We start from the raw sequence: 13,825 nt of genomic DNA on the forward strand, positions 1-13,825 counted from the left end.
GAACTGTGCGTAATTACACTAACCTGCTAGTATTAGCAGTCTTGTCAGCATTTCGAAAGGTCAAGTGAATGAAGTTGAGTGGTTTGATTGGTATGGTTTGGGCAGTACTCTCAGGGTGTTCCATGGCAGCAAATGAAAAAATAATTTATGGCTATGTCGAGAAAGCAACGCTGGTAGAAAAAAATCTGATGCTGTCGGCCAAACTGGATACTGGCGCCAAATCGGCCTCTCTAAGCGCAATCAACATTCAGGAATTTGAAAGAGATGGCAAATCGTACCTGCGGTACATTGTCCCCAGCAAAATAGGGAATGTGGAATTCACTTCGGAATACATCGGCAAAGTCAAAATTAAAGTACGTGCCGGGGAGCGCCACGAGGGCCTCTCCAAAATCGCGCCTATCAAACGGCCTGTTGTGCTTATCCGGATTAAAATCGGCGAAAGGGAACGCCTTATCGCGGTCAATTTAACCAACCGTAAACGCTTTAATTACCCTTTATTATTAGGCCGTGACGCCATTAAAGCCTTCGATGGTTTAGTCGATCCCAGCTTAGCTTTTACTATTAAAACCGAAAAAGTTGAACCAAAATGAAATCAAACAAACGCCATGTGTATGGCCTGATCATCTCGCTGTTTGTCATTGGCCTCGGCCTTTTTTTCTACCGTCACCTGGCGCTGGATGTTCCTCTTACCGATACTGAAACTGTCAACAGCTGGATGGTCGAGGCGAATTTACGCTTTGTAGCCAATCGTAATACGCCGGTCAAAGCCAATTTTGTTATCCCTTACATGCCGCCTTATTTTGCCATTCTCGACGAGTATTTTGTCTCCCATAATTACGGCGTCACTACCAACCTAAGCGGCTTTAACCGTCAAACAGTCTGGTCGCTTCGTCGCGGCAGCGGTGCCCAGTCACTGTATTACCGCGCCATTTTCCGTGAAACAGACGGTAATGAATCCAGTCTGGGCAAGCCGCCCATCGTCAAAGCCCAGCCTCTGGCCGAAAATCAGAAGTCGGCCGTGGATACCATTAGCACCCTGGTGCGGCAATCGTCTGCTGATATACAGACCTTTGCTCAGGGCACCATCAAGGAGCTCAATAAAAAAGACGGCAATGCCAAATTACTGGTAGGGCCTGATTTTACTGACGACAACGTGATTCAAGCCGCGATCACCGTGCTGAATCAGGCCAGAATTTATGCCATGCCGGTGAAGGGCTTGAATTTAAGCCAGCAGAATAAGGCAGAATTCAAATCCTATCTCGTGGTTTACAATGGGAAAGAGTGGATTTATATCAACCCCAGAACAGGCGGCGCGGGATTTCCCAGGAATTTCCTGGTCTGGCAATATGGTTCTGAGCCCCTGTTTCAGGTCACCGGCGGCAAAAAGCCGGTTTTTAATCTGACCATTTCCCCAACCCCAATCAATGCCCTGACCATTGCCAAGGCACGCGGGCTGCAAACCGATTCGCAGCTGTTGCGTTTTTCCTTGCTGCAATTGCCGGTCAACGTTCAGGAAACGTATAAAATTCTTCTGACCGTACCTATTGGCGCTTTTATTATCCTTTTGCTGCGTAATTTTGTTGGTTTGAAAACCTTCGGTACATTCATGCCGGTATTGATTGCACTCGCTTTTCGTGAAACGCATGTCATTTGGGGAATCACCCTGTTTGTGATCATTGTGTCATTCGGTTTGCTGGCGCGATTTTATCTGGATCAATTGCGGCTTTTGCTGGTGCCGCGATTAGCCGCCATCCTCACGGTGGTCATTCTTCTCATGATTTTTATCAGCGTCATGAGCCAGAATTTAGGCCTCGAATCGGGCTTGTCCGTGGCCCTCTTCCCCATGGTGATTTTGACGATGACCATCGAAAGGATGTGTATCACCTGGGATGAGCGCGGTGCATCCGAGGCGATTAAATCCGGCATCGGCAGTTTGATTGCGGCAGTCATCGCGTTTGGCGCCATGAATTATGCCCCCATGCAGTATCTGGTTTTCGCATTTCCGGAATTGTTACTCGTCCTGCTGGCATTGATTATCTGGTTCGGCCAATACCGGGGTTATCGTTTGTTTGAACTGAAGCGCTTTAAAGTCCTGGGCGGAGAACAATAATGTGGAAACTCTATCGCCGTTTGCGTGAGCGTGGTGTTTTAAGCATTAATCAACGGAACTGTGATTATGTCTTGCCCTACAATGAACGCAAACTTTATCCGCTGGTGGATGACAAATTAAAAACCAAACGCCTGGCGATTGCAGCCGGAATCGCCGTGCCTGAATTGTATCTGACCATTGAGAATGAGCATCAAATCAAAACGATTGATGACTTGCTTTCGCCGTATAAGGATTTTGTGGTCAAACCCGCCCATGGCGCAGGCGGCGATGGCATTCTCGTGTTTACCGATCGGGTATTTGGACGCTACCGGCAAATCAATGGCAAATTAACCACCAGCCAGGAATTAAGTTACCACTTGTCTTGCCTGCTTTCCGGCGCTTACAGCCTGGGCGGCCATGCGGATTATGCCATTATTGAACACCGCGTGGTGGTGGATCCGGTTTTTAAGGAAGTCAGTTACGAAGGCATTCCTGATATCCGTATTATTACCCTTCTTGGTTACCCAGCCATGGCCATGGTCAGACTGCCCACGCGTTTATCCGGGGGTAAAGCCAACCTGCATCAGGGCGCAATCGGTGTGGGGGTGGATTTAGCCAGCGGTAAGACCTTAGGTGGTGTATTCCATAACGATGCCATTGATTTTCACCCCGATACACTCAATGCCATTGTCGGCATTGACGTCCCTTACTGGGATAAAATCCTTGAAATTGCCGCCAGTTGTTATGAATTAACCGGGCTGGGTTATCTCGGTGTCGATATTGTACTCGATAAAGAACACGGTCCTTTTATGCTGGAACTGAATGCCCGTCCCGGCCTTAATATTCAGATTGCCAATCGCGAAGGGGGCCTGACCCGTTACCGTGAGATTGAAGCACGGGCGGCCTTAGGTAAAGAATCGGTTCCTGCACGAGTCGCTTTCAGCAAATCGCGATTTGGACGTGGTAATTAATTATTGATAACGTGCTTGTGTTGCGGTGTTTATCGCGGCCAGGCAAGCCGCGATAGGAAACAAGGAATTAATGCGTTTGAGCGGACTCATCACCGCCTTCATCGGTTTCAGCCAGTGAGCGAATGCGTTGGGCTTCGATAACCAGCAACTTGAAGTAATCGTAAGACATGTAAAAATCACCATGATCCCCCAGACGATCACCCCAGGAATTACGCAGGGTTAACAGACCGCGGTGTTCACGCCCTTCATCATCAATGGCAACGGCATTGTCGTCATAGCCGGTAATCACCATTTCATGTCCACCAAAAAAAGGTCTTTGGTAAACGTCGCGTGCAATTTGCGGTGTCAGCACCCAACTGTCGTTGGTGGAATTACGAGTGCCGACTGCCCCCATGGTACCCAGATCAAAATCGAGTAATAAAACGCCGAATGTCACCCGATCACCCGCTGACAGGGAAGCTTTCACCTGAGTCAACGTTTGATTGGTATCAAAACGGTCAAAAGCATCCATAATATCCAGGACAGGAGACCAGGCTACGTGATCGTCCATGCGCAGGCTGATTTCACGGTATTCCTCCGGTGTCATCGCATCAAATGGTCTTTCGCCTTCAAGCGGATATTCATGCAAACCACCGCATCCCTGAGCCGCTTCACGCTCTTTGGGCACGATCCCAAACATATCCATCTGGCTTAAAACAAATCGTCCCAGTGAACCATCCCAGCCGCTTAAGGCATACCCTTGTTTTTCGAGGTAATTGCCTAACTGCAATTGGCACAATTGACTGACATAGTCGCCTTTTTGCAGCACGGCATCAACGGCCGCCGTCGAAGCAAAGGTCACGCAGGAACCATGGTAGCCCTGATCCAGTACCGGTACGTCATTCATACCCAATTCCACCTGGGGAGGGTACTTGCTGTTAGAGGGGAACGCCAATTGCTGCGTTTTGTTCACGGCAGCGGCCGCTCTGGCTGCCAGAATTTGCTGTGCGTGCGTGGAAAGTTCGACTTTGAGTAATTTGATGGTTTTAATCTTGGGCGCCTGCAGGCTGTTTTTACCCTGCACGATGGGGGCTTTGATGGTTTTGGAAAAAGTGCCCTGGATGTGTATGTCCTGAGCCATGACGCTGCTGCTCATGAGCAAGGTTAAAGCAATTGCTGGTGTTACTTTCATCTCAATCTCCTAATGACCACTGATTGTGGCCGCAGGAGTTTATCATATGTATTTAATTTGATCACTAAGGCATGCTGCATCGAGGAAAAACCTAGGCCACGTTTAACCCGGGCACACTGAACCGTTGTTTATCCTGTAACCGGAGGGCGGTTAACATCCCCCCCCATAAGCAGCCAGTATCGATGGCATGAATACGGGGATTGGGCGAGTGGCCCTGTAATGCCGCCCAATGACCAAAAACAATGTCAGCCTCAATCACAGGCCGGTTCGGCACGTCAAACCAGGGCAGCAGCTTTGTCGAGGCGGTGGCAAGTGGGCCTTTATGGTGCAACAGCAATCGCCCTTTAGCATCGCAAAAGCGCATGCGGGTATAATAATTGGTAATGAGACGCAGTCGCTCCATGCCGCAGAGTTCATCGGACCAGTGGTCAGGATTATTGCCATACATATGAGCCAGGAACTCCCGGTAATCGGGTCCAGACAGCACCTGCTCCAGTTCACCGGCATGCTGTTTCGCTTGGTTTAAATTCCAGACCGGCGCAATGCCGGCATGGCACATCACCACATTCAAGGCTTCATCGTGATGGAGAATAGACTGGTGCCGCAACCAATGGCCCAATTCGTGACGATCGGGAGCAACAAGGATGTCGTGCAGGGTGTCATCCTGGTTTAGACGGGGAGAATCGGTAAACAATCGGCTTAAGAGATGCAAATCATGATTACCGAGGGTGACGTAAGGCTTGAGCGGCAGGTTTTTGACGAAACGCAATACCGCAAGCGATTGCGGCCCGCGATTGACAAGATCCCCGACAAACCACAGCCTGTCGCTACGCTCATTAAATTGAATGTGGTCCAGTAAACGAAGCAAGGGGTCATAACAGCCCTGAATATCGCCTATCGCGTAATCAGGCACCGTTTAATACTCCGGGTTTCGCCTGGGCCGAAGCCGGCGCTACTGTTTGCCAACGGCCTTCGGCATTGAGGTGATGCAATGCCTGAATCGCAGCATGGGATGGGTGGCCGATAAACTGATGATTCACTTGCGCCTGGTGGATGAATTCGGTGGCCGAAAGGGTGCTTACTTTCCCGGATTGCAGGGAATGAACAGACACCTCCGCCGGCAAGGCAATGGCGTAATCGGCAAACACAATACCGCTATGCATCTGCTGGTTATTCAATTGTTCAAAACGTGAAACCACCTGGCCGTCGGAACCTGCCCTGTGCAAGCCTAAGGACAGAAAACCATTTTGTATGGCCTGCCAGTTTTTAAACTCAGGATGCTCACGCACAAACAATTTAAAGATGTCCGGCGACATCAAAAGACCGCCGGGAACCATCAACAGGGGAGCCTTGTTAATCATTATGCGCCCGCTTTCCAGCGATTTGGTCAGCCACTGGATAAACTCAAGGCCAAGCTGCTGCTCCATGTTGCTGATGGATTCCGGTACACCGCCTGCAAAGGTACTGACACGGCCATACCGGTTGCCGCCGCGGGAACCATAATTACGAGCCATTAACTGATTGAAATAACGCTGAATGGCAATCGCGTCGGCACGAATGAGAATAGCACCCAAGGTCCCGGCCGCGTAATGATCCTCGTTCAGTAACGCAAGCCAGATGGCCAGCACAGGGGGATTGGAAGCAATCCAGGCAAATCCGGCGGCGGGCATTAGACGAGTCGCCAGCAGCAAATTGAGACGACGCCGAAATTCCACATCGGACTCTTTCAAAAATTCATAGACATAATGACTACCGACAGCTGCCAGACTCTCCAGCAGTGGATTCCATTGCTTTAAAAACAAGCCGTTGTTATCAAACAGTTCGACTTTCAAATCGATTTGCAGTTTACCTATTCCCTGCAACAGGGCTGCTGAAAACAGGGTGTATTGCCAGAGTTTCTGCTCTTCGGACAATTCCGCAGCGCCATCCAGCAGAATAAACTGCTTAAATAAATTCAGCGCTGCCTCCGTTCGGTTTAAGGCGTGATCAAGAAAACCCCCAGGCTGCGAATAATAACTGGTGGACGTTTCCGGCAAATTCTGGCAGTGGTTGACAAAATGATTCATTAACGCCTGGCAAAGTGTCTCAAACCGGGAGGAATCAAGGGCCAGCGTGTCTTTGATCTGATTAAGTAATGTGACTCTTTTTTCTTCAGCCAGCAGTACTTCGGCAGCAAGAACACGAGTCATATCTTTCAACGGGCGAGCCTGCAAGGCCTTGCCTTTTTTGCCAGGACGATGGAACAATGGAGTCTCCAAAAGTGTACTACAGTTATAATTTTATACTATTGCCAACCGCATTGGCTATGCGGACATACTCTTTGACAGACAGCTGTTCAGGCCGCATGACAGGGTTAATGCCAATATCCTGCAACTGGTCAGCGCTTAGTACCGGTTTTAAATTGTTAGCCAGCGTTTTTCGTCGCATCCCAAACGCCAGGGCCACCACTTTTTCCAGTACGCCATAATCCACTGCATCAAACGGGGATTGCGGGTAGGGCACGAGGCGCAGGATGGCTGAATCCACCTTGGGTTTCGGATAAAACGCATCAGGCGGTACATCAAACAAAAAACTTGCCTCGCAATAATATTGAGTCATGATGCTTAATCGTCCATAGGCTTTTGAACCCGGTTCCGCAGCGATTCGGCTGACGACTTCTTTCTGCAGCATAAAATGCATGTCCCGGATGAACGAGACCTGATGCAGCAAATGCAACAGCAGGGGCGTTGAAATGTTGTACGGCAAATTGCCAACCACACGCAAGTGTCTGCCCCACTGCGAAAAATCCACACTCAGGGCATCCGCCCCAAGCAACTGCAATTTGTCTTTCGCTTCAGGCAACTCCAGGAGCCTTTGCTGCAAATCCGTATCAATTTCAATGGCTATGAGTTGATTGAGCCGTCCCAGAAGCGGCACAGTCAATGCAGCAAGCCCCGGGCCGATTTCGACCATGGTGTCGGCCGGTTGCGGATTAATGGCATCGATGATACGGCCAATGATCGCCTGATCCTGTAAAAAATTCTGGCCAAAACGCTTGCGTGGATGATGACTCACCGGACTTTACCTCGTTTAAAATCGCAGTCATTATACCCGATTTTTCAGCTTTTGTCCGATTCGCCATCGGACGACTACCGAGACAATCGCATCCGTGATAGCTTAATCAGAACACTCTTTTCATGAACCTTATCATGCTTCTGCATTTAATCGAACTACGGCACAGGGCGTTGAAGACAGTTATTTTTTTCCTGGTGCTGTTTTGCTTTTTCTTTTTTTATGCCAATGCACTGTTTCACACGCTGGTGACACCTCTGCTTAAGCAATTGCCTGCAAACCATACGTTGATTGCCACCCGAATTACCTCACCAGTCCTCACCCCGGTCAGGCTTGCGGCGGATACCGCACTGCTGGCCACAGCCCCGTTTGCCTTAAGCCAATTGTGGTTATTCATCGCCCCAGGCCTCTACCGACGTGAACGCCAATCAATCGTCGGCGCCTTGAGTTTAAGCCTGGCTTTGTTTATGGCGGGATTGCTTTTCTGCTTTTATATCGTCTTGCCCTTTATGTTTCAATTTTTTGCCCAGGCAGTTCCCGACGGCGTGAAACTCATGCCGGACATGAATGACGCGATTGATTTTATTACCCGCATGCTGATTCTTTTTGGCTTCTGCTTTCAAGTTCCCCTGTTGTGCACCACCCTGGTGCGCCTGCAATGGCTTGACGTGGAGACTTTAAGACAGATACGACCCTACGTGATTGTGGCGGCCTTTACCTTGGGCATGTTGCTAACGCCACCGGATGTCCTGTCGCAAGTCATCCTGGCCGTGCCTTTATGCCTTCTGTACGAAGCGGGGATTTGCCTGGCGGTCTGGAAGAATCGCCTCAAGCCCGCTACACTGCCTCAACGCAGCGCAGAGGGTTAACTCAGGCAGACAACCTTACTGCAAGCGCCTGTAAGGGATGTCGTAACAGCAGGAGGCTTGCCATCATGATAAAAATCGCATAACGGTTAAGGTAATCAAGCGGGCTTGAGGGCGCTTGCCAGTCCGGTTCCTGACCAGTCACCCAGCAACTAATGGCTATGCACACCGGCAAATAAAGCAACATTACAATTTCCTGAAAGACGCGGGCCTCAATAAAATTACCGATGAAAAGCAGCGCGGTAAAATAAAAAAAGGCGACGTAGCGTAGTGGCCTATAGCGCTTGGGGATGTAATCATAAAATGCAAACCAGAATAACGGCAATCCGGCAAAACAAAACATAAACAGCAGCAGATGCTGCTGGTTAAATAACCAGATTAAATTGCTGTTAAAATGCGTTTCTGCAAACGAAAGAAAATACCACTCGGTCCAGGCGCCGGGTAAATGTCGGACCAGAGACAGGATCACCAGGCGCGCGAAGGCATAGGCCAGGGCGGCAGCCGCCAGGGGCTTGAGCAGGTCGCGGCGTTCCTGCCAGTGCAGGGCTGGAATCAGCAAGACCAGCAACACACTGCTTTCACGATTAAACGTAGCCGCCAACACCACCAGCGTGAACGCAACCCAGCGTTTTTGCAGACACAGTAAAAAGCCCAGGGCCATAAAAAAGAGACAAGCACTGTCATAGGGATAAAAAAAGGTGGCTTCACCCTGGGTAGTAACGCGATAGTTCACCACACTCATTAACGGCAGTAACAGCAGAAAAAGCCAACTGAACAATTCCGACTGGTTTTTATTAAATGCAAACTGAAACAAACGCTTTACGGTGAAAAACAAAAGACTGACAAAGACGAGCTCCAACAGAAAAAAAATCTCTTCAGGGGACCAGGGCAGGACACGATGCAGGCCATTGGCCAAGGCTGGGACCAACAAGCGCTGACCGAACGGCAGTCTGGCATTTAAATTCATCAGCTTTTCAAGGTTGGTATCGATATAGATGCCCGTTAACCTCACGTGCATGTAGGCATAGCTTATCACCAGAACCCAGGTCACGAAGGTGGTTTTGTAGCGAAAGAGCACTTTATTCATTCATTCTTGCATTGGTATTCAAGATTCGCTCAGGCTAACCGATAAATTAATTAAAAGGCAAATTTGATCACGCGGTGAGGTGTATCATGATTAAAAATGCGAAATTTAATATTGGCGATCGGGTATGGCATCAGCAACTGGGATACCGTGCCGTGATCATTGACGCAGATCCTGTTTTTCAGGCTTCCGGACGCTATAATCCTCAGGCCAGTAAACGGGCTTTTGCAACCCGCAATCCCTGGTACCGGCTGTTAGTCGACAACTGCAGCCAGATTACCTATGTTGAAGAATGCCATCTAGCGCCCGATACGATTCCGTTGTGGATAGACAATCCCAATGTAGGTGATTACCTCATTGAAAAAAAGAATGGTTACTCCAGTAATTCCAAGCGCCACTAAGGTTATGTGCTTCGCACCATGAAAACCAGGAAGGCAACAAAAGCAATCAGCACCAGTGCAAGGAGGCCCATGGTGGCAAAGCTTTTACTGAAATTTTCACTGGTAAACAAATCAGGGCGCCCTTTGACGGTACGGAACAAATACCAAATAATTAAGCCTGCGCCAATGAGTCCGAGTATTTGATAAAACGTTTCCATTAATTGTCCTCCGGTTCGAAACTGAATGCATCTGAAAATAATTGTTCACGCGGCATGCCGGACGCCACCAGCGCATCACGGATGGCATACACCATGTCAAACGGTCCAGCGATAACAATCTGGTGGTTCAACAGCGTGTCAGGGTAATCCATTTGCACAACAGCGGCTACGTTTTCACGGCTCTCCCCCGACAGCAGCGTCACGTAGCGAAAGCGGCTGACATGAGCCTGCCACTGCTTCACTTTATCATCCATGTATAAATCGCTTTGGGAGCGTGCCCCCCAATACAGGGCAAACGCACGCGCATCACCCGTGGCCAGTAATTGCTCGATCATGGCCTTGACAGGAGCAAAACCCGTGCCGCCAGCAAGGAATAGCACCGGGCGATCCGGGTGCAATTGATTGAGAAAACAATCGCCATAAGGCAAGGCTATCTGCACACGGCCTTCGCGTTTTATTTCCGCGAACAACGGCTGATTATAAGGATTTCCCTGATCATGGCGTATGTGCAATTCGTATTTGTGCGAACCCAGTGGGGCGTTGGCAATGGAAAAACTTAATGCGTCTTCACCACAAAGAATTTTTAAATACTGGCCGGATTGATAGTCGATGAAGTGTTGTGGCGAAAGGATTAATTCGATAATACTGTCCGTTAGGGGAGTCACGCGCTCCACCTGTGCCCAGGTCTTTTTAATACTCATAGCGATAATCCCAAAGAATCCCAATAGCCGTCGACACGCTGAATAATCTCGTCATCCATCGCAATGGCCCGGCCCCATTCGCGCTGGGTTTCACCTTTCCATTTATGGGTCGCATCGATGCCCATTTTAGAGCCTAATCCGGATACCGGTGAAGCAAAATCAAGGTAATCAATCGGGGTATTATCCAACAGGACAGTATCCCGCGAGGGATCAACTCGCGTGGTCAGCGCCCAGATCACATCCTCCCATTGACGCGCATTAATGTCATCATCGCAGACAATGACAAATTTAGTGTACATAAATTGTCGCAAAAACGACCAGACAGCCATCATGATGCGTTTGGCGTGGCCGGGGTATTGCTTTTTGATGGTGACGACAGCCAAACGGTAGGAACAACCCTCCGGCGGCAAATAAAAATCAACTATTTCCGGGAACTGCTTTTGTAACAGGGGAATAAATACCTCGTTTAAAGCCACGCCTAAAATGGCAGGCTCATCGGGCGGACGGCCAGTGTAAGTGCTGTGGTAAATGGGATCCGGGCGATGCGTGATACGCTCGACTGTCAACACCGGAAAATGGTCTACTTCATTGTAATAACCCGTGTGATCGCCAAAGGGTCCTTCCGCCGCTTCTTCGCCAGGATTAATGTACCCCTCAAGAATAATTTCGGCACTGGCAGGAACATGCAGATCACTGCCCAGGCATTGCGTTAATTGCGTACGTTGCCCGCGTAATAGACCGGCAAAAGCATATTCGGATAACGTATCCGGCACCGGCGTCACCGCCGCAAGCAAGGTCGCAGGATCCGCGCCAAGCGTCACCGCCACGGGAAAACGCTCCCCCGGACGGGCTGCCTGCCAGGCCTGGTAATCCAGTGCGCCGCCCCGATGGGACAGCCAGCGCATGATTACCTTGTTTTTGGCAATGACCTGCTGACGATAAATTCCCATGTTTTCGCGCGCCTGATGCGGGCCCTTGGTCGTCACCAATCCCCAGGTGATTAAAGGTGCTGCATCGCCAGGCCAGCAGGTCTGGACAGGCAAGCGGGCAAGATCAACCTCGTCCCCTTCAAACACATGGGTCTGGCAGGGGGCCTGACTGATGTATTTGGGCGCCATCGTCAGCGCCTGTTTCAACAAGGGCAGTTTGCTGAATGCGTCTTTAAACCCTTTAGGCGGCTCGGGTTCCTTAAGCGCAGCCAGCAATACCCCCACTTCCCGTAACGCACTGACCGATTCTTCCCCCATTCCCAGCGCCACGCGCTCGGGGGTACCGAATAAATTGGTCAATACCGGCATGGTTGCCCCTTTGGGGTTGGTGAATAATAAAGCCGGGCCGGCTTTGCGTAAAACCCGATCACTGATGACGGTCATTTCCAGAATGGGCGACACCGGGTAATCAATGCGTTGCAGCAAATGACGCGATTCAAGCTGGTCGATAAAATCACGTAAATCAGTATAGTTCATGCCATCGTACAGGAGTTAAGTGAAGCAGGGATTATCGCACAAGATGCTTTTGGGCGATACGTAAGGAGCCTTTTCTCTTATAGCAGCACTCTATGCTACTATAACCCCAGTTCTAACCATCCGGATTGATGATGTCCAACGACCAGCAAACGACATTGACCGCCATCATTAGCGCCTTAAAGCAGCTTAAACCCCAGATCATGTTATTTAAAGAGTCAATGCAGGATTTTAAAAAGCGACTTGAAACGGTTAGCGACGAGAGCGAATTGACCACCCTGGTGCAAGGTATTGATCAACGGGAAAAGGAGCTGAATCAGTCATTACACAAGGCCGCCGCCGGAATGGATAAAGCCCTGTTTGACGCCATTTGCCAGCAATGCCAAAGCGACAGTGATTTGAACGAAATCATGGCGGTATTTCACGCGGACAATAGCCTTGCCCACTTAGTCACTACCACCCGTGAACGGCTTGGCGAACAAACGCTTTATGCCAAATTAAGCGGCGACGAGTTGCAAATGGCGAAAGATTTTATGCAGCGGCTTAAACAATTGAGCTCCGTTGCGCAACTGCTTGACGCTCAAAAGGAATTGTTTCGGCAGCGACTAAAGGGCGCAGAGGATGCTCAAACGGTTGATGAAATTGAAAATGACATGCTAGCGCAGCATGAAGGCATCACCAAAGTCTACAATGCCATCATTTTTTACCCTGACAATGAGCGTGTGGCTCAGGCTCTGGTTGACTATTTTGAAACCAATCCGCAATTGTTAGCCGTGGTTAAAGCCTTTGAATTTTTTGATTCATTAGCACAAGATCTGGCTAACGCTAAAACGCGGCTAAAACGCGCATAGTGGAAATTTGCCTGTCAAATTGATATAATATCAGGTTGTCTGTGCATGAGATTGACCTGTGAGAAAAGAACGTTCTGTATTTTTTTGTATGCTTTTGATGCTTCCTCTTGCAAGCGGGGCTAAAACAAACGAGGAATCGCCTCCATTAAAAAAGCCAACGCTCCTGGAAAAACAGGTAATGCAGCAGAAAAAAACCAGCGACAGCCCCAGCCTGATTGAACTGTATCGCCCCAACTACGTGTTACCTTATTACTACACCAACAAGCCGTTCCACGCCATTTATCAGAACGCAACGCCCAATAATCAGGAAGTACAGAATGATGAATTTAAAGCGCAAATCAGCCTTAAAATCCCCATTTTCCGCCATGTCATTAAAGACAAGCCGTTAGCGCTTAATTTCTCCTACACGCAGCTCATGTATTGGCAGGTGTATGCCAAATCGCAGTATTTTCGTGAAACCAATTATGAACCTGAATTATTCCTTGAGAACTACTTTAATCCCTATTTTGCAGCTCAACTCGGCCTTAACCATCAATCCAACGGCCGCGGCGGTTCCCTCGAACGCAGTTGGAATCGCGCGTACACGCAACTTAAATGGACGGGTAACCGCTGGCTGGTGAATTTACGACTCTGGGCTTTAATCGACAAAGCCGAATCCAGTGATTTACACAACCCGGATATCGCCCATTTTCTGGGGCATGATAACCTGGTGTTATCGCATCAATTGCCCGGCGATTGGAAAGCCAGTCTCGAATTACAGAATCTTGAAAGCGGTTTGCAGCGCGGATTCGTGCAAGTGACGTTGTCCTACCCTATTTTGCAATCGCTGTCGGTTTATGGTCAGGTGTTCAGCGGCTATGGGCAAAGTCTGATTGAATACAATCACCGCACCACCAGTGCCGGGATTGGAATTGTTCTTAATGATTGGGTAAGCTAGGGAAGGCAGCGCACATGAGGAAACCGTCATGTGCGCTGAGACT

General features: G+C 49.4%; 15 protein-coding genes. 7 read left to right on the forward strand and 8 right to left on the reverse strand.

Going from position 1 to position 13,825, the window contains the following annotated elements:
* Positions 1-122 precede the first annotated feature (122 nt).
* From GH742_RS14365 to GH742_RS14375, 3 genes are read left to right on the forward strand one after another with little or no spacing between them, the layout of a single operon-like run.
* A complete protein-coding gene (locus GH742_RS14365) occupies positions 123-590 on the forward strand; it encodes a RimK/LysX family protein (protein ID WP_239005226.1) in 468 nt (155 codons plus the stop codon).
* Complete coding sequence (locus GH742_RS14370; RefSeq protein WP_203455534.1) at positions 587-2,110, forward strand: inactive transglutaminase family protein; 1,524 nt, start codon at positions 587-589, stop codon at positions 2,108-2,110. The genes GH742_RS14365 and GH742_RS14370 overlap by 4 nt, the downstream gene beginning before the upstream one ends.
* Positions 2,110-3,060 (forward strand): alpha-L-glutamate ligase-like protein, encoded by a 951-nt coding sequence (locus tag GH742_RS14375; protein WP_203455535.1) that lies wholly within the window; start codon positions 2,110-2,112, stop codon positions 3,058-3,060. The genes GH742_RS14370 and GH742_RS14375 overlap by 1 nt, the downstream gene beginning before the upstream one ends.
* Positions 3,061-3,127: 67 nt before the next feature.
* Here the strand turns inward: GH742_RS14375 and GH742_RS14380 are convergent, their stop codons facing one another.
* The 4 genes from GH742_RS14380 to rsmA form a co-directional block, all read right to left on the reverse strand.
* Entirely contained in the window at positions 3,128-4,231 is a 1,104-nt protein-coding gene (locus GH742_RS14380; RefSeq protein WP_203455536.1) for a C1 family peptidase, read from the reverse strand.
* Between the two features lie 91 nt (positions 4,232-4,322).
* The gene (locus tag GH742_RS14385) at positions 4,323-5,144 is read right to left on the reverse strand and encodes a symmetrical bis(5'-nucleosyl)-tetraphosphatase (RefSeq protein ID WP_203455537.1); all 822 of its coding nucleotides are present in this window, start codon (positions 5,142-5,144) and stop codon (positions 4,323-4,325) included.
* Entirely contained in the window at positions 5,137-6,477 is a 1,341-nt protein-coding gene (locus tag GH742_RS14390; protein ID WP_203455538.1) for a TraI domain-containing protein, read from the reverse strand. The genes GH742_RS14385 and GH742_RS14390 overlap by 8 nt, the downstream gene beginning before the upstream one ends.
* Positions 6,478-6,502: 25 nt before the next feature.
* On the reverse strand, positions 6,503-7,285 hold the full coding sequence (rsmA, locus tag GH742_RS14395) for a 16S rRNA (adenine(1518)-N(6)/adenine(1519)-N(6))-dimethyltransferase RsmA (protein WP_203455539.1): 783 nt from the start codon (positions 7,283-7,285) through the stop codon (positions 6,503-6,505).
* A gap of 134 nt (positions 7,286-7,419) precedes the next feature.
* On the opposite strand from rsmA, the gene tatC reads away from it, so the two are divergent.
* Positions 7,420-8,151, forward strand: a complete 732-nt coding sequence (gene tatC / locus GH742_RS14400; RefSeq protein ID WP_203455540.1) for a twin-arginine translocase subunit TatC — start codon at positions 7,420-7,422, stop codon at positions 8,149-8,151.
* A 1-nt stretch (position 8,152) separates the two neighbouring features.
* On the opposite strand, the gene GH742_RS14405 is transcribed toward tatC, so the two are convergent.
* On the reverse strand, positions 8,153-9,235 hold the full coding sequence (locus tag GH742_RS14405; protein WP_203455541.1) for a hypothetical protein: 1,083 nt from the start codon (positions 9,233-9,235) through the stop codon (positions 8,153-8,155).
* An 86-nt stretch (positions 9,236-9,321) separates the two neighbouring features.
* Here GH742_RS14405 and hspQ point away from each other — a divergent pair, with 86 nt between their 5' ends.
* On the forward strand, positions 9,322-9,633 hold the full coding sequence (gene hspQ / locus GH742_RS14410) for a heat shock protein HspQ (protein ID WP_203455542.1): 312 nt from the start codon (positions 9,322-9,324) through the stop codon (positions 9,631-9,633).
* Between the two features lie 2 nt (positions 9,634-9,635).
* On the opposite strand, the gene GH742_RS14415 is transcribed toward hspQ, so the two are convergent.
* Genes GH742_RS14415 through ubiD form a run of 3 tightly spaced genes read right to left on the reverse strand, consistent with a single transcriptional unit; the run spans position 9,636 to position 11,997 of the window.
* Positions 9,636-9,830 (reverse strand): hypothetical protein, encoded by a 195-nt coding sequence (locus GH742_RS14415; RefSeq protein ID WP_203455543.1) that lies wholly within the window; start codon positions 9,828-9,830, stop codon positions 9,636-9,638.
* Positions 9,830-10,531: an NAD(P)H-flavin reductase gene (locus GH742_RS14420; RefSeq protein ID WP_203455544.1), complete on the reverse strand. Its 702-nt coding sequence runs from the start codon at positions 10,529-10,531 to the stop codon at positions 9,830-9,832. The genes GH742_RS14415 and GH742_RS14420 overlap by 1 nt, the downstream gene beginning before the upstream one ends.
* On the reverse strand, positions 10,528-11,997 hold the full coding sequence (gene ubiD / locus GH742_RS14425; RefSeq protein ID WP_203455545.1) for a 4-hydroxy-3-polyprenylbenzoate decarboxylase: 1,470 nt from the start codon (positions 11,995-11,997) through the stop codon (positions 10,528-10,530). The genes GH742_RS14420 and ubiD overlap by 4 nt, the downstream gene beginning before the upstream one ends.
* A gap of 128 nt (positions 11,998-12,125) precedes the next feature.
* Between ubiD and GH742_RS14430 the strand changes: the two genes are divergently transcribed.
* Together GH742_RS14430 and GH742_RS14435 are read left to right on the forward strand one after the other, a co-directional pair.
* Positions 12,126-12,845 (forward strand): hypothetical protein, encoded by a 720-nt coding sequence (locus GH742_RS14430; RefSeq protein ID WP_203455546.1) that lies wholly within the window; start codon positions 12,126-12,128, stop codon positions 12,843-12,845.
* A 97-nt stretch (positions 12,846-12,942) separates the two neighbouring features.
* Positions 12,943-13,782: a phospholipase A gene (locus GH742_RS14435; RefSeq protein ID WP_203455547.1), complete on the forward strand. Its 840-nt coding sequence runs from the start codon at positions 12,943-12,945 to the stop codon at positions 13,780-13,782.
* Positions 13,783-13,825: the final 43 nt, after the last annotated feature.

Source organism: Legionella sp. MW5194 (assembly GCF_016864235.1).
GTDB lineage: Bacteria > Pseudomonadota > Gammaproteobacteria > Legionellales > Legionellaceae > Legionella_C.